Source organism: Streptomyces sp. G7(2002), assembly GCF_028870195.1.
In the GTDB taxonomy this organism is placed as follows: Bacteria; Actinomycetota; Actinomycetes; order Streptomycetales; family Streptomycetaceae; genus Streptomyces; species Streptomyces nigrescens.
Map to the genome: position 1 here is coordinate 7,485,186 of NZ_CP102609.1, position 20,612 is coordinate 7,505,797.

The following is a 20,612-nucleotide window of genomic DNA, read 5'->3' on the forward strand; positions in this document are numbered from 1 at the left end:
ATCAGGTCTCCTTCTCAGACGATTCCTGCCGCTGCCCATGGGTGTCGTCGAGGTAGGCGCGCAGGGCGGCCGCGACCAGCGCCGAGAGGGACGAGCCCGACTCGATGGCGCGATATTTGACCTGCTTGATCAGTCCGACCGGCAAGTACACGTTGAACTGCTTGACCTCTTCGTCACTCACAGCAGTGATGCTAGCATCCTAGCAAGCTAGCGTGTAGTGCATTAGGCAATGCCCGCCGCCCCCTCACGTCTCAGTGCGGGCGGGCGTCACGAACGTCCAACTCCCCTGCTTCTGAGGCGTTTTCCGCAAACAGGGCATGGCCTGGCCACCTGGTCGCCCTCGCCAGGGTGACGTTCATGAGTGGGGCCGGCTTCTGGAGTTCCGGTCCGGAGTCAAGAGACAGCCAGGCACGGCGACTTCCGGCTCACCGGGGCAGCGGGGTCGACATCATCGACCCCGCCCTGGGGAACTGCGCGCAGCAACGGTCAGAGACGCAGCGCGAGTCGTTCCGCGGAACTCACCCCGTGGCCGGCCGGTGAGGTGAGCGCGGAGCACGACCTCGCGCGGTCGCCGCTCACAGGCCGCGCAGGCGCCCGTTCTCCTCCGGGTGCTGGAGCGCGTGCACCAGGCCGGTGACAAGGTTCGCCCGCTCGGGCATGGCGTCGATCACCAGGTACTCGTGGTCGGCGTGGGCGCCGCCCCCGACCGCGCCCAGGCCGTCGAGGGTGGGCACCCCCAGCGCGGCCGTGAAGTTGCCGTCGCTTCCGCCGCCGACCGCCTTGGCTTCGATGCCGGGAAGCAGTCGCTGCGCCACCGCGAAGAGCCCGGCCGCGGCCGATTCGGGCATCGGGGGGCGGCCGATGGCTCCCTGAACTGCGATCTCCGCCTCATCGAGATGCGGGGCCAGCGCCGCGAAGGCAGCTTCGATGCGCTCCTTCTCGTCGGCCGACTCGACCCGGACATCGACGATGACGGTCGCCTCCGCGGGAACGACGTTGTCCAGAGTTCCCGCGGACGCGACGGTCGGGGTGACGGTCGTGCCGACCTCGGGCCGGTTCAGCGTCGCGATGTCCAGTACCTGATGTGCCGCTTCGACCAGGGCGTTGACCCCGGCCGCGGGCTCCAGGCCGGCGTGCGACGCCCGGCCGGTGACGCGGACTTCGAACGTGCCGCAGCCCTTACGGCCGGTCTTCAGGGCTCCGCCCTCAGCGGCGCCCTCGAACACAAGGACAGCGCCGCAGGCAAGGGCGCGCTCTTCGATGAGAGCGCGAGAGGAGCGGGAGCCGACCTCTTCGTCCGCGGTCACCAGGATCTCGACGCCCGAACGGTCATCGAGCGCCGCCAGGCCATGGATGGCCTGCACCAGTCCGCCGAGCATGTCAAAGACGCCGGGGCCGGTGGCCCGCCCGTCCTCGACCCTGAACGGGCGGCGTGCCAGAGTGCCGAGCGGAAACACCGTGTCGTGGTGACCGAGGATCAGCACGGTGGGATCGCCCCCGGCCGACCAGTGGACGTGCGGCCCGGCTTCGCTCTCCACGAGGACGGCCTGCCCGCCGAGGCGGTTCTCGATCACTGCGGCGACAGCTGTGGCCGATGCCCTGAGGGCGTCGAGGTCGCGCGAGGGGGACTCGACCTCGATGAGCGTCCTGAGGTCCTCAAGCATCGCGTCAACGGTCACATCGACGGCCTGGTGCATCGTCACGTGGCCAAGGGTACTTGGTGCACTGTTCTGGCCAGGCCGATGTCTCTGACCCACCCACGCGATCTCTAAACCACACTTATCCCCGGAAAGAGTGAAATGTTAGCAAATTCTCTCAGTATGGGGCCGCACGCGCCGAAGGGAGTAACAGGAAGCGGCAGTGAGCCGCTTGGAGCGATCGGGAGATTGTTATGTCACGGATCACGCGGGTGACTGCCATGGCCGCGCTTGCGGCAAGTACAGCCCTGGGTGGCATGTCGGCAGCGTTCGCAGACAGTGGCGCGGCCGGTGGGGCGGCCAATTCGCCGGGAGTGGTGTCGGGCAACGCGATTCAGGTCCCGATCCACATTCCGGTCAATGTGTGCGGCAACACCATCAACATCGTGGGGCTGCTGAACCCGGCCTTCGGTAACACCTGCCTCAACGGTGGCATTGAGCGCCGTGTGGTGCACCACCACCACAAGCACGTCAAGCACCACCACCACAAGCACGTCAAGAACGTCAAGCACGTCCACGTCAAGAAGCACCACCCCAAGAAGCACCACCACAAGCCGGCCGGCGGCATCCACACCGGCGGCGGCGGCCTGGTCGGCGCCGACCGCTAGGCCGCTCGCTCGGATCATCTGATCGTTGCGAGCGGGCGTTCACCGCGCTCATGGCCCGGCCGACGCCGATGAGGGCCTGAACCGGGCGGGTTCGGTGGACTCCACGATCACGCGCCTCACCAGCACACGGCCGGGGCCCCACCACGGGGTCCCGGCCGTTGAGCTGTCTGGCCTCTGCCGCCGCCTCTGACCGGCCGGTGAGCCCGACGCACCCCCGGTTCAGCCGGCAGGCGGATGCTGCGGCCGGAGCCGGAGGGTCAGGATCTGGAACGGGCGCAGCTCGACCGTCACATCGGAGGTCGGGCCTTCCTCCGCCTCGTGCAGCGGCCGTTCCAACAGGTCGGTCACGGTGGCGCGTTCGACGGGAAAGCCGGGGGAGAGGATGCCGGTCGCGCGGCCGCCGTGGGACTCGTACAGGCGCACCACCACATCGCCACTGCGGTCCTCGGCGAGCTTGACCGACTCGACGGTGACGGCCGGATGGTCGACGCGGATCAGCGGGGCCACGGGCGGCGCGGCGGCCGGCCTGAGGGGCAGGTTGAGGGCCAGCCCTTCGGCGACCGCGTCACCGACCCCGGCGCCCGGCAGCAGGGCATAGGTGAAGCGGTGGGTGCCCTGGTCGGTCTCCGGGTCGGGGCTGTGCGGGGCGCGCAGCAGGGTCAGCCGCACCGTCGTGCCCAGGCCCTCGGGGTGCGGGGCGCGGGTCACCTCATGGCCGTAGGTCGAGTCGTTGAGCAGCGCGATCCCGTAGCCCGGCTCGGCGACCCGCAGCCAGCGGTGCGCACAGATCTCGAAACGGGCCGCGTCCCAGCTGGTGTTGGTGTGCGTGGGCCGGTGGACGTGGCCGAACTGCACCTCGGAGGTCGACCGTTCGGCGTGCACGTCCAGGGGGAAGGCGGCCTTGAGGACCTTCTCCGACTCGTGCCAGTCGATGGCGGTGGTGATGTCGAGACGGTGGGAGCCGGCGCGCAGGGTCAGGTCCTGGGTGAGCCGGGACGCGCCGAACGCCCTGGTCACCCGTACCGTCGCGGACAGCGGCCCGGCCGCGGCCAGCTCCACGGACTCGGCGTCGGTCAGATCGGTGTGCCGGTGGCGGTAGTGCCGGTCGAGGTCCCAGGCGTCGTACTGGGTGGGGTGGTCGGGGTGCAGCTGCAGCAGATTGCCGCGGGAGCCCGGTGCCAGGACCTCCCGTCCGGCGTGCAGATCGCGTACGGAGGTCAGCAGGCCGTCGGCGTCGAGATGCACCCGCAGCAGTCCGTTGTCGAGGGTGAGGGTGCCCTCGGGGCCGGTGTCCGCCCGTACGGGCGCGGGCGGTGGCGTGGGGGAGTCCGGGCCGGGCGGGAGGACGGGGGCCGAGCCCAGCGCGGGTACATGGACCGCGACGGCGGTCGGCCCGCCCGGCTCCGGGTCCGTCGCCGGCAGTGCGACGATCTCGTCCCGGGCGTACGGCGAGGCGTTGAACACCGTCGGCACCTCGGCCGCCTCGGCACCGGCGCTCTCCAGCGCCCCGAGCGCCGTCTCGATGATCCCGGTCAGCTCGGTCTCGACCGCCGCATAGGTGGCACGGGCCTCGCGATGCACCCAGGCGATGGACGAGCCCGGCAGGATGTCGTGGAACTGGTGCAGCAGCACGGTCTTCCAGAGGCGGTCGAGGGCGTCGTACGGGTAGGCGTACGAGGAATCGGCGCCCGCCCGGACCGCCGCTGTCGCCGCCCACAACTCCGCCTCGCGCAGCAGATGTTCACTGCGCCGGTTGCCCTGTTTGGTCTTCGCCTGCGAGGTGTACGTGCCGCGGTGGAATTCGAGGTACAGCTCGCCCGACCAGACCGGCGCCGCCGCCCCGTACTCCTCATGGGCGGATGCGAAGAAGCGGGCCGGCGGCTCGATCTCGACCCGTGGTGAGCCCTCCAGGGACCGCAGCCGGCGGGCCCGCTCCAGCATCTCGCGGGTCGGGCCGCCACCGCCGTCACCCCAGCCGAAGGGGACCAGGGAGCGGGTGGCGCGGCCCTTGTCGGCGAAGTTGCGTTCGGCGTGGGCGAGTTCGCGGGCGTGGAAGCGGGAGTTGTAGGTGTCGACGGGCGGGAAGTGGGTGAAGACGCGGGTGCCGTCGATGCCCTCCCACCAGAAGGTGTGGTGCGGCATCTTGTCGGTCTGGTTCCACGACAGCTTCTGGGTCAGAAACCACTTCGCACCGGCCAGCCGGGCCAGCTGCGGGAAGGCGGCGGTGTAGCCGAACGAGTCCGGCAGCCAGATCTCCTCGGTCTCCACCCCCAGCTCCTCCAGGAAGAAGCGCTTGCCGTGCACGATCTGCCGGGCCAGCGCCTCACCGCCGGGCATATTGGCGTCGGACTCCACCCACATCGAACCGACCGGTGCCCAATTGCCCGCCCGTACGGCCTGCTTGATGCGTTCCCAGAGGTGCGGCTGGTGCTCCTTGACCCAGGCGTACTGCTGCGCCTGGGAGCAGGCGAACACCAACTCCGTGTACTCCTCGGCCAGTTGGGTGACATTGGCGAAGGTGCGGGACGCCTTGCGCACAGTTTCCCGCAGCGGCCACAGCCAGGCCGAGTCGATGTGCGCATGCCCGGTGGCCGAGACGCGGTGGGCGCTCGCGGTGGCCGGGCGGCTCAGTACGTCCGCCAGCGCGGCCCGCCCCGCGGTCGCCGTACCGCCGACGTCGTGCAGATCCAGCGCGTCCAGCATGTCCTCCAGGGCCCGCAGGATCTCGTGCCGGCGCGGGCCGTCGGCGGGCAGTTCGTACATCAGCTCCGACAGCACCTCGATGTCGAGGATCAGCTGCCAGACTGTCTCGTCGAGCACCGCGAGGTCCGCCGAGGCGAAGCGGTACAGCGGCCGGGCGGGAGCGGTGAGTACGTCGCCGAGGTCGGTGGGGCGGAAGTCCCGCAGCACCGCCGGGTTCGCGGCGGCCTCCAGCAGCAGCCGCACCTCCTCACCGCCGCTGACCGGCGCGCCGACGGGGACATGCCGGTTGCGCGGATGGATGCCCTTGAGCGGCACCCCTTCGGCGTCGTGGACCAGGCCCTCGGCCTGCAACCCGGGGCCGTCGCCGCTGAATCCGGGGTCGATGACGGCCTCCACCCGCCGCCCCGCCCACTCCCGCGGCACCTCACCCGCCAGCTGGAACCAGCTGGTGGACCACGGCGGCCCCCAGGGCTCGCCGACCGCGAACGGCTCGTAAGCGGCCTGCAGCGCCTCGCCCACCGGTACCGGTTCTCCGGGGGCATGCCAGACGGCGAGCCGCAGCGGCACCCGCGCCGCGTACTGAGCGGGCCTGATGAACTGCCTCAGCGCCCGCTCCAGGCGCCCCTCCACCAGCAGTCGGTCGTCGTGCACAGCGGCTCCTCACGCTCGTACTCCCCACGCCCCGGGGCGCGGGCGGGCTGCCCCGGCGGCAACCGGGGGAGTGCTCCCTCGTATCCGGGTACCGGCCGGGGTTCCGCGACAGGCTCGGGTCGGGCTCGGGTCAGGCATACCCACTGAGGCGCGGCCCGGCCCACCCGGCGCGCGGGCGGCGGACCGGCCACATGGAGCGCCGAAGCGGCAAGGGGAAGCATGGCGGCAGATCCGATGGGCATGCTGACCGTGAGGCTGTTCGAGGCAGAGCGCCGAGGTTCGTTGGGGGCGGGGGAGAGAATGCGTCAGCCTGTGCGGCGCGAGGAGCGGGACAAAAGACAGGAAACGGCCGACGGGGGCCGGAACGGGGGGACCACCGCACGAGCACCAAGAGTGCTGGAGCGGAAGGTGCGGCATGCGGATCTGAAGGCGGTCGGTGAGGTGCGCAGGGAGCTGCGCCAGCTGCTGAGCCGCTGGACGCTGCCGGGGGGCGGCGAGCTCGCGGAGGTCGCGACGCTGCTCACCAGCGAGCTGGTCACCAATGCCCTGGTGCATGCCGAGGGCGGCGCCGTCGTCACGGCCAGGGTCAGCGACCGGCTGCGGGTGGAGGTCCGGGACTTCGTGCCCGGACGGCCCGAACCGCGCGCACCGACCACCGACGGGACCTCCGGCAGGGGGCTGATGCTGGTGCGTTCCTTAGCCGACGCCTGGGGGATACGCACCGAGAGTCTCGGGAAGAGTGTGTGGTTCGAGCTGGGCGGCGGACCGGCCTGACCCATGGGCGGGGGCGTCGGTCGGCGCGGTCCGCCACCGGTCAGCCGAATTGCCGTTCGATCTCGGCGAGTTTCTCCTCGAGGGAGTCCAGACGGGGGATCGTCTGGGTGTCGTCCTCGGCGGTGAGATCCACGGTCCGCGGGGGCCCGGCCAGGGCCCCGGCACCCTCGGCCTCAGCGCCGGCCACGGCCTTGAGGGCCGGGCGGGAGCGCACCGGCGACTCTCCGGTGAGCAGCGGCGGGGAGTCGCCGACTATGGCGGGGTCCGGGCCGGCCACCTCCGCGGGCGCGGCCGCCGCCTGGGTCACCGCCAGTTGCCGGCCGCCACCCCGGCCGATGCCCCAGGCGCGGTGCTGCCGGTTGATGGCCTTGATACGGGCCCGGTCGAGCTTGCCCTGCTCGCGCCGGCGGTGCCGGTTCTGCTCCTTCTCGCGCCGGTCCTCGCGGACCTCCTCGACCGCCTCGTCCAGCGTCCGTACGCCCTCCAGCAGCATCAGCGACCAGGCCGCGAAGGTCTCGCGGGGAGCGCGCAGCCAGCGGACGATCCGGATCTGCGGCAGTGGCCGCGGCACCAGGCCCTGCTCGCGCAGCGCCGCCCTGCGGGTCTGCTTGAGCGCCCGGTCGAAGAGGACCGCGGCCGACAGCGACATCCCGGCGAAGAACTGCGGCGCACCCGCATGGTCCAGGCCGCGCGGCGCATGCACCCAGTTGAACCAGGCCGCGGCGCCCGCGAACGTCCACACCAGCATCCGGGATCCGAGCGCCGCATCACCGTGGCTGGCCTCCCGTACGGCGAGGACGGAGCAGAACATCGCCGCACCGTCGAGCCCGAAGGGCACCAGATACTCCCAGCCCCCGGAGAGGTTGAGGTTCTGTGTGCCGAAGCCGACCAGCCCGTGGAAGGACAGGGCGGCGGCGACCGCGGCACAGCAGAACAGCAGCAGATAGGAGGCCGAGGCGAAAAGGGTCTCCTTACGCCGCCGGCGCTCCTCGCTGCGCTCCCAGGAGTCCTCACCTGCGGACCGGGCGGCCGCACGCTTCCCGCGCACCACCAGCGCCGAGGCCGCGCATACGCCGACGAGCAGCAGGGCGCCGGGAACCAGCCAGTCCAGCGGTATGTCGGTCATTCTCATTCTGGGATCCCTTTGGCTCGGATACGCGATTTCCGCGACATCCTGGCGGAAACCACAGCCGTAACCGAGGCATTCAGAACAAGAGGACGCCAAGGGGTGCGATGGAGATACTTTGCCTTCGAACTATTGCGCGCAAGGGGAAAGTGATTTCGATGCAAATCGGCCTGTCGGGCGGGACGCCTCGGGCCAATCGTGCAGGAGCTCGTCGGGCCGACGTGTCACAAGCTCTTATGACGCCCGCCGAGCAAACGCCTGCGCAGCGCTTCGGCGCTTCGGGTCGAAGGCGTCGATTGCCCCTGCGCCCTCGTCGCCCGGGCCGCTGTCCCACCCGCGGATCTTGCGCGCCACACCCTTCAAGCGGGGATGACCGGGCCTGAGCGCGATCTCGAAGTGAGATTCCTTCGGTGTGGTGAAGTCACCGCCCCACGCGACGGCGCCGTCGAGTTCAGCGAGGATGTCCCGGATGACGACCAGTTCGTTCGGGTATAAATTGTGTTTTGCGCCGACCGGGTACCCCACGGGGCGGATCGCTATCGCGCTGCCGGACAGATAGTTCGACTCGTACGCCTCGGTCACCTTACGGTCGCTCGTCCAGCCGTGAACGTCGCCGGCGCGCAGGGAGTCGATCTCGTAGTGGAATCGGCGGGCCACGTTGAGGAGGACTGTGGCGGCGTCCCCCTCGGCGAGTGAGACCTTCTGGCCGCTGCCTTCGATGGTGAAGCTGGTCGCCTCGTCCAGGACGGGCCACCTGTTCTTGGATACCGGGCCCTTCCACGCGTGGGTATCGGCTGAAGCGCCATGGGCTGCACCGAGGTTGACCAGTGTCGCGGCAGCCGCAAAGCCGGAACTGGCGCCTATGAACCGGCGTCTTGACAGGCCAGTCTGGTTCATGACTGGTTCTCCTTTCTGAGCAAGCGGGTGAGATGTGTGGTGCCGAACCACAGGAGGACCGTCATGGCGGCCAAGGAAATGAGGGCGCAGGTCATGATGGCCGGATTGATCCATGCGGGGACCAAGTCGTATTGCGCATGGCACTTGTTGTGCAGCGGGAAGATTCTCCGGAACTCCTCGGCATGGGAGTTCCAGTACTTTGCGTCGTAGCGCTCGTGGTGGACGAACAGGCAGGTTTCGCGGACGTTGAGACCTCCCCCGAACACTCCGCGGACCCACGATGCGAGGCCGGCGCAGAGCGAGACGGAGCACAAGCGCGTCCACCACATCGCGCGCCGCCATGATCCGTTTCGCAGGCCGATGGCGAGTGGGAAGAGGTTCCACAGGTTCCACACCAGCCATGCGGCGAGGATCACTGCGACGGCGAGGGTCGAGGCTTCTTTCATGCCGATGTTCTATCCGTTGTCATCGAGCGGAGCGGGCGCGGGCCGCCTTGAGGTACTTTTCGTGGTTCGCGCGGTACCGGGACAGGTTGCGCTTCTCCATACCCATGCGGGCCAGCAGAGCGTCGACGAAGCCTTGTTCGAAACTGCTGAGCTTTTCGCTCCCGCCGGGGAGGTTCTGGTAGTCCGCGGGCTGCACGGCTCCGGAACCGGTGATGAGGTAGAGCTGCGCGGCTGAGAGGGTTTTGTCCAGCGAAGTCAGGGCGTTGTGGGCGGAGGTCTTGCAGTCCGTGGCGTTGCCCCACCTCTGGGCGAAGTAGTTGTTGAAGCGTCGCAGGCCGCCGCCACCGTTGTAGTGGTCCTTCATGGCGTCGACGATGGATTTGTTGCCACGCACGGCCCGGGCGAGGTGGTACCCGTCGGCGTCCTCGATCAGGTCGTTGAAGCTGAAGGTCGATGCGACGCCGGGGACTGCGAGCTTGGCGTGGGCGAACTGCAGCGGATTCGCATACTGCTCCTCGGAGTTGCGCCAGTCGGCCCAGAACGTCATCAGATCGCCGGCCCAGCCACCGACATCCCCGCCGTTGGCGGCCTTCTTGTTGCCCGGCTGATCCGTGAGGAGGTGCGCGTTCGCCGTGGCCATCATGTGCTCGGCACCGAGTTGGTAGCCGGTGAAGGGGTCGGTGAAGGACTTCCTGATGCTCATGCCCTTGGAGTCGCAGTACTCGACGAACCCGGAGTCGTACGAGCCGATGAGGTACCACCAACCGAGCTTGTTGGCCGTTCCCTTGTTGCCGTACTCGCGGTGGCGGAGGTACTCCATGACGAGCTGGCTGCGCTTCTGGCCGCTGGCTCCGTATGAGCCGGCCAGGTCGTACAGCTGCTGGACGTAGGCGATGAAGCCGTCCGCCGGTCCTCCTTTGTCGTTCACCGAGGAGACACCGTGGTCGATCCCGGAGACCACATCGCGGTCCAGGTCGAACGTATCGGAGCCGTTGGTGACCTTGAATTCCTTGATCTGGTTGAACGCCCAGTTTCTGGGGATGGGGAAGCCGAGATTCCCGGAGAACCCCCAGGACATGCCGGATACGAAGGAGAAGCGGGCGAACGTCTCGTTGCTGACGGTGCTGCAAACGTTCCGGGATCCGTACACCCCGTGCGTGTATTTCTTGCCCTGGCTGGCGAGAGCGGCCTGCACGCCGTGGAAATACGGAACGATGGCGCTGTGAATCTCTTCGCCGGTCGCGTCGTAATCGACGGCGAAGTAGATGGTGGTACCTCGGTTGAATCCGTAGTCGGAGGCGTGTTTGTGTGCGTTCAGCCCGTGCTGGTAGCCGGAGCTGTAGGAGAAGTCTGTGAGTTTGCGGGCGTTGTCCTGGTAGATCGGGAAGACCTTGAGGCCGTTGCTGAAGAGGGTTTCCAGCTCGCCCGGCTTGATCTCTTTGTCGAGGGTTGAGCCGGGCGGGTCATAGATGTAGCGCCCGACGAACCGATACCCGTGGTCGTGCAGCCATTTGGCGCGAGAGCCAGTGATTTCGTACCGGGTGTCCGATCCGGTCGCCGGGCGGTCGGGGTCTCCCATGGAGACCAAGAGCTGGGCCCATGTCGCATAGTCGCCATTGCCGTTGTCGGTCAGCTTGTTGAACTTCTGGAAGATCTTGACCCATGCGGCGAGACTTGAACTGCCGGAGTCGTAGGTGGACCGCCAAGTCGTGAGGACCGGGTCGCCCTCCTGGCTGTAGGTCGGAGAGTTGAAGACGCATGCGGCAGAGAAGAGTTGGACGAAGACCCCGGAGTCGCCAGGGGCAAGGGTGTGGGACTTCAGGCCTTCCTGGGTGGCGGGGCCGAAGTTGCCGGTCGGCGCGGAGATGCCCAACTCGTACTGGAGGGCGATCATCAGCGACTTCTGGACATCTCGGGAGTAGATGCCGTCGGTGGGGCCGATGTTGTAGGCGCTGCGGGTCCAATAGCGGCCGTTGAGCCACTGCTGGATCGAGCGGATTCCGTCGGTGCCGCCGGCCACGACGACGTAGGCGTCCATGTTGAAAAGGGCCTTGGCGATCGGGGCGTTGATGACGCCTTCGCCGCCGATGCCCATGTTCCCGCGAAGCTTCTTGACGGCATCACGGGTGACGCCGGTGAACCAGCCCTCGCTTCCGGGCTCTACGGCCCAGTAGCCCTTGCACCACAGGGCGTACTCAAGGACGGAGACAAGGTTGCGGTTCTTGTCCCACTCGAAACCGATGTCCCCGAGGGCGGCGAACTTCGCATACGTGGTGGGACCGAACGAGGCCACGACCGGGCTGATACCGAGTTCGTGCTGGAGTGCCATGACAAGGGAAGTCATGGTCCCCCATCCGGTCCGGCCGTCCTCGGGGCAGCGAACGTAGCCCGCAACACTGCCGTAGTGGGAGTTCACCCACTTCTGAGCTCTGAGAACTTGCTCGTCCGCCACAGCTGATTCCTCTCGTGGGGATACTCCGGGGCGAGCCCGCAGCCCGGTTGGGCGACGGGCGGTATTGCGGTATTGATGCCGGCGCCGCAGTGCCTCGACAGGCCAGGCTGTGGCTCTCGCCGGGCCGGGTAGAGGCCGGCGGCCAAGCCGGTGGGCAGGGCGAGTGCGGCCGCGGCGGCGACGGTGGTGGGTGCGCGGGGACCGGTCGCGGATGAGGGTGGCCACCGCGACGGTGAGGGTGCCGAGTGAGGCGCCGTACCATGCACCGGTCCCATGAATTGCCCATCAGGGAAGCGGAATTGCTCAGATATTGACGGCGTGCGTTCTGAGCGGGACGGCGCGTAGGAGCAAACCTGGCGTCACTCGACGAGGACTTGGTGAGTCGGCCTCAATGGAGGGCAGGGCCTGCGCATCGGCAAGGCGAAGTGGTTTCCGGTTTGGCGGGCGCGCCTGTCGCGCGGGCGCCTCCAGGCGTTCTGATCTGAGCCACTCACGCCAACACGCGGGATATTGCGCCACGTTGGCCCGGCGAACCCGGCTAGGGCACCCGCGTCGCATAGCGGATGACCGCACGGAAACCCGAGCTCCTGGTGAATGTGTATGGCATGACTTCCCCCAGTCATTCGGCTGCGAAGGCACAGCCGTTCCGCCGGCGCCGGCCCCTCGCCGGAAAGGTCTCCCCAAAAAAAGCACAGTGCAAGGCACGGGCTGCCGGCCGTTGCCAGCTGAGGAGTGCACGCATCTCATCCCATGCGTCCCGGACAGTCAACCGTTCTCTGCGGCTTGCCGCTGAACCGCGCTCTCCGTATGTGGGATCCGGCCAAACCGGCTGGATTGCAGTCACTCTTGCTGCAGATAGGCCTGCATGTCTCGGCCATGGCGCAGCAATTGAGTCAAGAAATCGGGAGACTCACCCTTCAAGGCTGATATTTCAGACATAAGGCCTGAGGTCTCTCTGTTCATCGCTGGTACCTGTGGGCTACTGTGCCTGAGCGCGGCCACTCGCAGCCCTGTTCGGTGCTGCCGGGGTCGCGCCGAGGCCGCACCGGAATGGCGCCGACTCTCTTCAGTCGGAGCGGGGATGTAACTGATCGCGGTGCGCGCGGTATTGCTCCCGCGAGGAGTTCTGTGCCGTCATTCGGCTCGAACGGCCAGGCTCATCGCGCATCTTCCAGACGCAACTTCACTGTGCCCGGTGATACCCGGATTGTTCTTCCTGGGTAGGGCGTTCTCACGAAGAAGGAAGTGGCTTTCTCATGCGTAACGTCATACGTGCCACCGCCGCCGGAGTGGCACTCGCTCTGGCGCTCCTCACGGCTCCTCAAGCGACGGCCCAGGACTCCCCGTCGAGCGGCCCGGGCATCGCCGGCACCGGCGTCCTGCTGTCCGAGGAGGGGGCCAAAGATGCTCGGACTCGTGCGATCGCTGAAGCGGACCCGGATGCCGTCGCAGCGACCGCAACGCTCTGCGGCAGCGGCTACAAGCTGGACTACGCCGAGCGGCTTCCGGACGCGAGACGGTTTGGAACTCTGTTCGCCTACACGAAGTTCACCACGGGGTCGTCCGGTGTCTGTGTGCTGTTCGACAACAACACCGGCAGTGCGAAGCACATGAAGCTCAAGCTGTGCCCCAACAAGACCGGTGCGACCTGCAAGGTCGATGAAGGTACCTACAGCCGGTACGCGGGCCCTCTGAAGTACGAGAACAGCAACGGGAGGTATGTCCAGTGCTCCATGGTCACCGCGCTGATGTGGGACGCGAACGGCAGGGCTCTCATCAACCGCGTCATGTCAGCCACGGTTTGTGACTGACATCAGCCGATGCGCTGTGATCGCGGTACCGCTGGATGCGGAGTCGTATTCGAGGGTGGGTCTCCGGTCGTCAGCCGGGCAGCGGGATCTCGAAGTGCACGGTGCCGAAGCCGGCTCCGTGTTCGCCGGTGGGCCTGGCGTCGAAAACCTGCTTGGCGATGCTGTTCCAGAAGCCCTGTGCACCGGGGATGTTGACGTTGGTGTGGAGGTAGACGCAGTCGTATCCCGCCGTGGCGGCGGCGAATTCGCAGGCCCTCCGCACCATGGCGCGGGCGAGCCCGTGCCGCCTGTGCCCGGGCCGGACGTAGACGCGTACGAGCTGTGCCGCGCAGGCGTAGCGCTCGGCCAGCCATCGGGGGTGCGGGGGATGGGCCGGTCCGCGGGACAGTAGTCCGGTGGTGGCCACCACTTCACCGTCCGACAGGGCGACGATCAGTTGATGGCGCGGGTGGTCCAGGTATGTGCCCTGGATGTCGATGACGTCGGAGTGCCATGCGGGCACATATCCGTAGTCGAATTCGCGGTAGAAGGTGTCCAGCATGACGCTGCGCGCGCCGTCGCAGTCCTGGGGTTCGGCCGGGCGGACCGTGTAGGTGTCGATCCCGTGCGGCTGTGGTCGTCGTTCGTGCATACCTGTCCATGGGGGGTGTCGAGGCTCGGGTTTACGGCCTTGGGGCCGCACCCTCAGAATACGGTTATGGAAATCATTTTCAAATTGGATCCCGGTATATCGGCACCGGGTCCGGCGGGTGACCACCCCCTGCGGGCCGCCTGACGAAGCGGCTCGCAGGGGGGAGGATCACCGGGACCCGGTCAGGTTCCGGGGGCGGGTGCCCGTAGCCTTCGCCGCCGCCGGTTTGGGTACGAAGGCGCAGGCGAGGGCGGAGCCGATGATCCCGGTCGCTGCGGCAGCGATCAGGACCCGGTTCAGGCCCCCCTCGGACATGGCGCCACCGTGGTGCTGGAACAGCAGGCCGAAGGCCGCGACGCCGAGGGTCTGTCCCAGCTGCCGGAAAGTGGTCATGGCGCCGGCGGCCATCCCTCCCCGCTCGGGCGGGAGCGCCGCGAAGACCGCGGCTCCCATGGCAGGCCCCATCAGCCCCACGCCGATGCCGGTGAGGGCCAGCCCTGCCGCAAGGGAGCCGGCGGATGAGTCCGCGTCCAGCCCTGCCTGCAGCGCACAGCCGATCCCGCTCAGCAGCAGGCCCGTGGCGAGGATCGCGCGCGGGGACCTTCCGTGCAGCCTGCGTCCGCTGATCAGGGAGGTGGCGAAGGAGGCCAGGGCGAGGGGCATGAGGGCGAGGCCGGCGCGTACCGGCCCCAGGCCGAGTCCCGACTGCAGCCATACCGAGGTGTAGACGAGCGCCGCGAACGCCGCGGTGGAGGCGGCCACGCACATCATCACCCCCGAGAAGGACGCCCGGGAGAACAGCCTCACGTCCAACAACGGCGCACCGCTGCGGAGTTCGATGCGGGTGAAGACGACAAGGGAGAGGGTGGCGAGCGTCAGCAGCCCCAGCGCTGCGGGGGAGGTCCAGCCCTCGTCGGCGGCCAGTGTCAGGGCGTAGGTGAGCGAGCCCGCGCACGCGGCGAAGGCGGCCATGCCCGGCAGGTCGATACGCCTCCCGGTGCCCGGCCGCCCCGCGGCCAGGACCCGCAGGGACAGCGCGACGGTGACGGCGACGAGCGGAAGGTTGAGGAAGAAGACCGCCCGCCAGCTGAGGTACTGGGTGAGGACGCCGCCCAGCATCGGCCCCACGGCAGCGGCCAGGCCCGTCACCGCGCCGAAGATACCCATCGCCCGTCCCATGTCGGGGCCCCGGTAGACGGAGCCGATCAGAGCGAACGTGGTCACCGCCATCGCCGCGCCGCCGATGCCCTGCACCCCGCGGGCTGCGATCAGTACACCCGCGTCGGGGGCCAGACCGCAGACCAGCGAGGCGATGCCGAAGACCGCCAGGCCGACGACGTACACCGTGCGCGCGCCGAGCCGGTCCACCAGTGCCCCCATCGTGAGCATCAGTACGGCCAGGACCAGTGTGTAGATGTTGGCCACCCACTGCAGAGCGGACAGCGAGGCGTCCAACTCCTCCCCCGTGCCGGGCAGGACGACGGACAACACGGTGGTGTCGAGCAGGAACAGGAAAGTGCCGAGACAGACGGCCACCAGTGGCCACCACTTGCGCATGAGGCTTCCTCCGAAGAGTTTGTCGGTTGCCTCTCACGGTCGGGAACAACCCCTCGTCCCCACCATCTGGCCCGCTGTGTGCGGCGGATGCTGGCACACTCATCCCTGATGAAGACGGATGCTGTCACCTTGGATGACGTCGATGCGGGGCTGGTGCATGCCCTGCAGATCGATGGCCGCGCCCCGTTCCGGCTCATCGGCGAAGTCCTCGGGGTCTCCGAGAACACTGTCGCCCGCCGCTACCGCCGCCTTCGCACCGCCGGCGTCCTCCGTGTGGTCGGCACCCTCAATGGCGCCCGCCTCGGCCACCACGCCTGGACCATCCGGCTGCAGTGCCCTCCGGACGCGGCAACCGCCATCGCCAAGGCCCTCGCCGGCCGCCCCGATACCTCCTACGTCCACCTGCTCTCCGGCGGCACCGAGATCTCGTGCAGCGTCCAGACACCCACCGCGGACGAGAGTGAAGCGCTGCTGCTGCACAAGCTCCCCCGAACCAGCCGCATCACCTCCGTCTCCGCCCACCTCCTGCTCGGCCACTACGCCCTGCCCAACAACTGGGCCGGGCCCGCCCGCCTCACCCCTGAACAGGCCGCGCCGCTCACCCCGCCACCCACCGACGACAGCGACATCTCCCTGGGGCCCGCGGACCGCTCGCTCTTCGACCTCCTGTCACAGGACGGACGGGCGAGCTGCACCGAACTCGCCGCCGCGACCGGATGGTCCGAGTCGACCGTCAGGCGGAGGCTCACCACCTTGCGCCGAGCCGGCGTGCTCACCTTCCTCGTCGACATCTCGCCGGCCGCACTCGGCTTCCGTTCCGAGGCCCGCCTGTGGATGTCGGTGCGGCCCTCCCGGCTCACCGCTGTGGCCTCCGCGATGGCCCGCCATCCCGAAGTCTCACTCGTGGCCCAGACCACCGGGCCGACCAATCTGCTCGCGGCCGTCAACTGCCGCAGCTCCCTCGACCTCGCGCGGTACCTGACCGAGAGGATCGCCTCGTTGGACGCGATCCACACGCTGGAGACGGCCCCCGTCCTCCGCACGGTGAAGCGAGCCGGTTCCCTGCTGCCGCTCGGGCGCTGAGCTGGAAGCAACAGCCTGCCGGCGCCGGCAACTTGGGTGTCAGGCGGTTGTCGTGAGGCGCTTGACGCGGTCCTCGTCGCGGGTGCGGGGGCAGGTGACGCAGGTGTCCTCGGGGCGCAGGGTGTAGAACATGCAGCAGCTGGCGCGGTCCCGGGTCGGCAGGGCCTCGCCGCAGGGGCCGGTCAGCGCACGGAATCCCGCGCTCCCGACGTAGGGAGCGGTGGCGCCCGGCAGCAGGCGCTCCAGGGCGGCCATCGCACGCGGCTCCTCGCCCAGCAGCTGCGCCACATACCAGAGGCCCTCGACGACCTCGTCGGACGCCATCCCCCACAGCGCCCGCGGCCCGCGCCGCATCCGGGTACGGAAACCCTCCAGGACGGGCCCGAGGTGCGCGGCCACCGCCGCCCGGACCTCCGCGCGCAGCGCCTCCTCGTCCGGAACGACCCGTGCACCGGGCAGCGTTGCCGCCGGATCGTCCGGGAGGCAGGCGAACGAGCTGATGCGCACTGACATCCGGCCCAGCTCGCGCTGGAAGGAGACGTCCTGTACGGGCAGTCGCGGGACCCGGCGGTGCAGGAACCAGGGGACGGTGATCAGCAGGCAGGCGGGCCAGGCGTAGCGGTGCAGCGCGAAGCTCGCGACCACGTCCGGCCGGCCCCGCTGTCCGTAGTCCCGCAGGATCTGTGCGTCGTCCCAGGAGAGAAAGGCGTCGAGGGCCTCGCCGCCGGCCGCGAGCCCGGCCGCGCAGACCCAGCCGTCGCCGCTGGGTGGTGCCGCATGCCAGGTGGTCACCTGCAGACCGGGAAATGCCTCGGCGAGCCGGGCGTAGGACTCGGCGACCGGGTGGGTCGAGGCCGGGGCGGCGAGAGCAGAAGTCATGGGGAGACCACCGAATCGCGATCGTTAACAGGTAAGCCTTACCTTATTCGAAGACTTTACCCGCGCGCGATCGGCGCCAGTCCCGCCGGACCGGCGAGGTTCCGGGACCGGGAGACGGATTTGTACTGTGGCCCGCGCCGCCTATGGTGCTGGGATACGTCAGGAGGATCCGTCATGGAACAGGGCACAGCGGAACAGGAGCCGGTCGCGCGGGCGTGGGTACCCGCGCAGCCCGGACCTGCCGCGCCCCGGCGGCACTCCGTCCGCGGTCAGGTGCTGGCCGCGCTGCGTCATGCGCTGGTCGGCGGGGAGCTGACCCCGGGCGAGGTCTACTCCGCCCCCGCGCTCGCCGAGCGCTACGGCGTCTCCGCGACCCCGGTCCGTGAGGCCATGCAGCAGCTCGCGGGCGAAGGCGCCGTCGAGGTCGTGCCCAACCGCGGCTTCCGGGTCGCCGAGTGCAGCTCCCGTGAGCTCGCCGAGCTGGCCGAGGTCCGGGGGATGCTGGAGGTGCCCGCGATCGTCCGGCTGGCACGGGCGCTGGCCCCGGAGCGCTGGGAGGAGCTGCGCCCGCTCGCCGCGGCGGGTGTGGCGGCCGCCGCCCGCGGGGACCGGGTCGGCTATGCCGAGGCCGACCACGCCTTCCACGTCGCCCTGATGTCGCTCACCGGCAACCGCCGGCTGACCGAGGTGGCCGGCGATCTGCTGCGCCGCACCCAGTGGCCGGCCGGCGGCTCCCGGTTGCGTACGGCCGAGCTGCTGGCCGACGCCTCCGAGCACACGGCGCTGCTCGACGCCCTGGTGGCCCAGGAGTACGCGGTCGTCGAGCGGATCGCGCGCGAGCATGTCTCGGCGGCACGGCATCCGCATTAGGGCGTGTCGTTCGGATCATGGCGGGCTCGCCGATCCGAACGACACGCCCTGGGCCCGTCCGGCGGACCGCGGCCGGGGCCGGGGCCGCGGGACAGGCCCTGGGGCCTCTCGTGCGGCTCAGTCGGGGAGCAGTTCCTCCAGTGGCAGTGCCGCGACATCGGCGGCGGGCCGGGAGAGATAGAGCTCGGCGTGGTAGAAGCCGTCGGATTCCTTGCCCGCGGTGGACAGGCCGAGGCCGGCCAGGGCGTCGAAGGTCGCCCGCCGTTCGTTGCCGTCGGCGAACCGGCGCTGCCGGAACGTACGGGTGGTGAGCTTCTCCGTCACCAGGCCGGCACGGGCCAGCAGCGCGGAGACGGGCTGGTAGGACACCGTACGCAGCACGAACGCGGCGACCCAGGGCGGTGCGGACACATTGTCGACGAGGTGGCCGAAGGTACGCGCGGTGATGTAGCCGACGCCGCCGGTGACGGTGATCAGGTCGGTGCCGGACAGGACCCGCCGCAGCTCCGGGCTCGGCTCGTCGAGTTCCAGGTTCTCCGCGAAGCCGTGGTCGAGGAGGCCGACGGACCGGGCATAGCCGACCGCGCGGTCCGCCGAGTCGATGCCGGTGATCCGGAAGGGTTCGGCGCGCCGCCGGGTGGCGAAGAACGTGCGGTCCTCTTCGATGAGTTGGCCGGTGGTCGGCATGCCCGGACCGGGCGCGGCGTAGCGGCCGTAGAGGTCGGAGAGGGACAGCCGGTGGTTGAGCAGAGCGGCGTTGACCCCGTACGAGCAGCACAGGTCGACGACGTTCAGTGGCGGGCGGTCGCTCCGGTGCCGTTGGAGGGTCTCGGCCACGGCGCGGAAGACCGCTTGGCCGTGGTGCGGAATCTGGTAGTCCAGGGGGTGCAGTGTGGTGAAGTACCGACGGGGATCCGGGCAGTTGTAAATCGCCTCGAAATCTGCCTTGCCCCAGTCGGTTCCAGCGGTTGTGTTCGTCACTCCTGCTGTCATCTATGGCCTCCTGTAAAGGCTGTGCCAGTGGGTGAGGGTCTCGGCTGGTCCCGGACCAGCATCCAAGTCCCTGCCGCCGCCTCACAGTGCGACTTGCGGCCATTCTCGGGGCCAGTGGGGCGTGATGGAACACCACTGCCCCCTGCCTCCGCCCATGGTCCCACCTCATGGTTCGCCCGGCTCGTCGACCGTTGGGGCGTACCGCAACCACCACGCCCCGGCCGATCCGCCGCGGGGACCGTCCAGATCCAGCCAATCGCGGCGCGGGCGGGCATGGCCGACTACGGGGGGTTGACGGGGAGGGGTGGAGCCGCAAAGGAGGCGCCGAACGGGCGACGGCCAACCACCCGCAGCAGGCGGGTGGTTGGCCGTGGTGCGCGAGCGGTTTCCCGGGGGAGACGTCCCTAGGTCGCCGTGACGGCGGCGGAGAGATGGTCGGCGAGCCAGGTGGGGACGCCGCCCATGAGGCGGAACAGCCGGGCGGCCTCGGCGCGCAGCCGGGGTGCGTCGGTGTCCGGGACGGCGTCGGCCAGCGCCGCGAGGGCCGGTGCCGTGCCGATGAGGAAGCCCAGCTCCTCGCGGATCCGCAGGGACTCGGCGAAACCGTGCCGGGCCTCCGCCAGTTCGCCGTCGCGCAGCGCCAGCCCGGCCAGATGGCGCCAGGTGAAGGACAGCAGCAGGGTGTCGCCGTGTGCGGTGGCGCCGGCGTGCGCACGGCGGTAGGCGGCGCGCGCCGCGTCCGGGCTGTCGGCGACATGCTCGGCCATCAGCCCGCGGCGGAAGTCCAGCAGCGGGCGGCCGGGCGCGGCGGGTGCCAGCAGCGCGGCGGCCCGGCCGAGCGCCGACCGCGCCTCGTCGGCCCGGTCGCGGACGCTCAAAACCGTGGCGGCGTAGGCGAGATGGCCCCGCTCGCAGGCCGCGCCGCCCCGCTCGTCGTCGTCATGCGCCAGTGCCTCGGCGGCGCGCAGCGCGTCCTCCGCCGCGGCCCAGCCGGTGGCCGTGAACATGCAGCGCTCCACCAGAAGCGCGGCGCGACGCAGCGCGGACGGGGCGTGATGGACGGAGTGTGGCTCCAGCAGCGCGGCCGCGTCCTCCCAGCAGCCGCGGGAGCGCAGACGCCAAACGGCACGGTCGAGGGGAGTGTCCCCCTCGACCGTGCCGTGTGCCGCTGCCTCCGGTGCGGATGCGGGTGCCGGTACCGCGAGCGGTACCGGATCCGCAGAACTGACCGGATCCACGGGATCCGCGGATCCTGACATGGCGGTATCCGCCACATTGCCCTCCCCGAGCGCGCCATTGAGCTGGAAATTGGAGACCGTGGGCGAATCTCAGCACGGATTCCGTAGCGGGGCCAAGGGGGCGGGTGAAAGTTTTCACAATCACTCGGGGCACGGGTCTGACGGGGGGCGCGGCGCTGATCGGATGCGCCGGGGC

16 protein-coding genes and 1 pseudogene are annotated in these 20,612 nt (G+C 69.4%); 5 read left to right on the plus strand and 12 right to left on the minus strand.

The annotated features are described in order from the left end of the window. Position 1: 1 nt before the first annotated feature. Positions 2-181, minus strand: coding sequence for a ribbon-helix-helix protein, CopG family (locus NUT86_RS31890; protein WP_018089037.1), 180 nt, complete (start codon positions 179-181; stop codon positions 2-4). Positions 182-575: 394 nt separating this feature from the next. Continuing rightward, positions 576-1,697: a M20 family metallopeptidase gene (locus NUT86_RS31895; protein ID WP_274740681.1), complete on the minus strand. Its 1,122-nt coding sequence runs from the start codon at positions 1,695-1,697 to the stop codon at positions 576-578. A 221-nt stretch (positions 1,698-1,918) separates the two neighbouring features. Here NUT86_RS31895 and NUT86_RS31900 point away from each other — a divergent pair. Next, positions 1,919-2,125 (plus strand): annotated as a pseudogene (locus tag NUT86_RS31900) (chaplin); the annotation flags it as partial. Positions 2,126-2,524: 399 nt separating this feature from the next. Here NUT86_RS31900 and NUT86_RS31905 read toward each other — a convergent pair. Next, positions 2,525-5,659 (minus strand): alpha-mannosidase, encoded by a 3,135-nt coding sequence (locus NUT86_RS31905; protein ID WP_274738733.1) that lies wholly within the window; start codon positions 5,657-5,659, stop codon positions 2,525-2,527. A 396-nt stretch (positions 5,660-6,055) separates the two neighbouring features. Between NUT86_RS31905 and NUT86_RS31910 the strand changes: the two genes are divergently transcribed. Further along, positions 6,056-6,433: an ATP-binding protein gene (locus NUT86_RS31910; protein WP_026169518.1), complete on the plus strand. Its 378-nt coding sequence runs from the start codon at positions 6,056-6,058 to the stop codon at positions 6,431-6,433. Between the two features lie 40 nt (positions 6,434-6,473). On the opposite strand, the gene NUT86_RS31915 is transcribed toward NUT86_RS31910, so the two are convergent. From NUT86_RS31915 to NUT86_RS31930, 4 genes are all read right to left on the minus strand, one after another. Beyond that, positions 6,474-7,565 carry a DUF2637 domain-containing protein gene (locus tag NUT86_RS31915; RefSeq protein WP_026169519.1) on the minus strand — a complete coding sequence of 364 codons (1,092 nt, stop codon included), beginning with the start codon at positions 7,563-7,565 and terminating at the stop codon, positions 6,474-6,476. Between the two features lie 228 nt (positions 7,566-7,793). Beyond that, positions 7,794-8,456 carry a hypothetical protein gene (locus tag NUT86_RS31920; protein ID WP_274738734.1) on the minus strand — a complete coding sequence of 221 codons (663 nt, stop codon included), beginning with the start codon at positions 8,454-8,456 and terminating at the stop codon, positions 7,794-7,796. After that, positions 8,453-8,902, minus strand: a complete 450-nt coding sequence (locus tag NUT86_RS31925; protein WP_159485448.1) for a hypothetical protein — start codon at positions 8,900-8,902, stop codon at positions 8,453-8,455. The genes NUT86_RS31920 and NUT86_RS31925 overlap by 4 nt, the downstream gene beginning before the upstream one ends. A 19-nt stretch (positions 8,903-8,921) precedes the next feature. Next, positions 8,922-11,246: a glycoside hydrolase domain-containing protein gene (locus NUT86_RS31930; RefSeq protein ID WP_266443376.1), complete on the minus strand. Its 2,325-nt coding sequence runs from the start codon at positions 11,244-11,246 to the stop codon at positions 8,922-8,924. Positions 11,247-12,610: 1,364 nt separating this feature from the next. Between NUT86_RS31930 and NUT86_RS31935 the strand changes: the two genes are divergently transcribed. Next, positions 12,611-13,165 carry a hypothetical protein gene (locus NUT86_RS31935; RefSeq protein WP_274738736.1) on the plus strand — a complete coding sequence of 185 codons (555 nt, stop codon included), beginning with the start codon at positions 12,611-12,613 and terminating at the stop codon, positions 13,163-13,165. A gap of 70 nt (positions 13,166-13,235) precedes the next feature. On the opposite strand, the gene NUT86_RS31940 is transcribed toward NUT86_RS31935, so the two are convergent. Further along, positions 13,236-13,796: a GNAT family N-acetyltransferase gene (locus tag NUT86_RS31940; RefSeq protein ID WP_274738737.1), complete on the minus strand. Its 561-nt coding sequence runs from the start codon at positions 13,794-13,796 to the stop codon at positions 13,236-13,238. A gap of 168 nt (positions 13,797-13,964) precedes the next feature. Continuing rightward, positions 13,965-15,353: an MFS transporter gene (locus NUT86_RS31945; protein ID WP_274738739.1), complete on the minus strand. Its 1,389-nt coding sequence runs from the start codon at positions 15,351-15,353 to the stop codon at positions 13,965-13,967. 108 nt (positions 15,354-15,461) lie between these two features. On the opposite strand from NUT86_RS31945, the gene NUT86_RS31950 reads away from it, so the two are divergent. After that, positions 15,462-16,436, plus strand: coding sequence for an Lrp/AsnC family transcriptional regulator (locus tag NUT86_RS31950; protein ID WP_018089049.1), 975 nt, complete (start codon positions 15,462-15,464; stop codon positions 16,434-16,436). Between the two features lie 39 nt (positions 16,437-16,475). On the opposite strand, the gene NUT86_RS31955 is transcribed toward NUT86_RS31950, so the two are convergent. Beyond that, the gene (locus NUT86_RS31955) at positions 16,476-17,315 is read right to left on the minus strand and encodes a (2Fe-2S)-binding protein (RefSeq protein WP_159485440.1); all 840 of its coding nucleotides are present in this window, start codon (positions 17,313-17,315) and stop codon (positions 16,476-16,478) included. Between the two features lie 174 nt (positions 17,316-17,489). Between NUT86_RS31955 and NUT86_RS31960 the strand changes: the two genes are divergently transcribed. Further along, positions 17,490-18,185 carry a GntR family transcriptional regulator gene (locus tag NUT86_RS31960; RefSeq protein WP_159485438.1) on the plus strand — a complete coding sequence of 232 codons (696 nt, stop codon included), beginning with the start codon at positions 17,490-17,492 and terminating at the stop codon, positions 18,183-18,185. A gap of 117 nt (positions 18,186-18,302) precedes the next feature. Here the strand turns inward: NUT86_RS31960 and NUT86_RS31965 are convergent, their stop codons facing one another. Both NUT86_RS31965 and NUT86_RS31970 read right to left on the minus strand, forming a co-directional pair. Beyond that, positions 18,303-19,178: a hypothetical protein gene (locus NUT86_RS31965; RefSeq protein ID WP_371874792.1), complete on the minus strand. Its 876-nt coding sequence runs from the start codon at positions 19,176-19,178 to the stop codon at positions 18,303-18,305. A 404-nt stretch (positions 19,179-19,582) separates the two neighbouring features. Further along, the gene (locus tag NUT86_RS31970; RefSeq protein WP_274738740.1) at positions 19,583-20,437 is read right to left on the minus strand and encodes a hypothetical protein; all 855 of its coding nucleotides are present in this window, start codon (positions 20,435-20,437) and stop codon (positions 19,583-19,585) included. Positions 20,438-20,612: the final 175 nt, after the last annotated feature.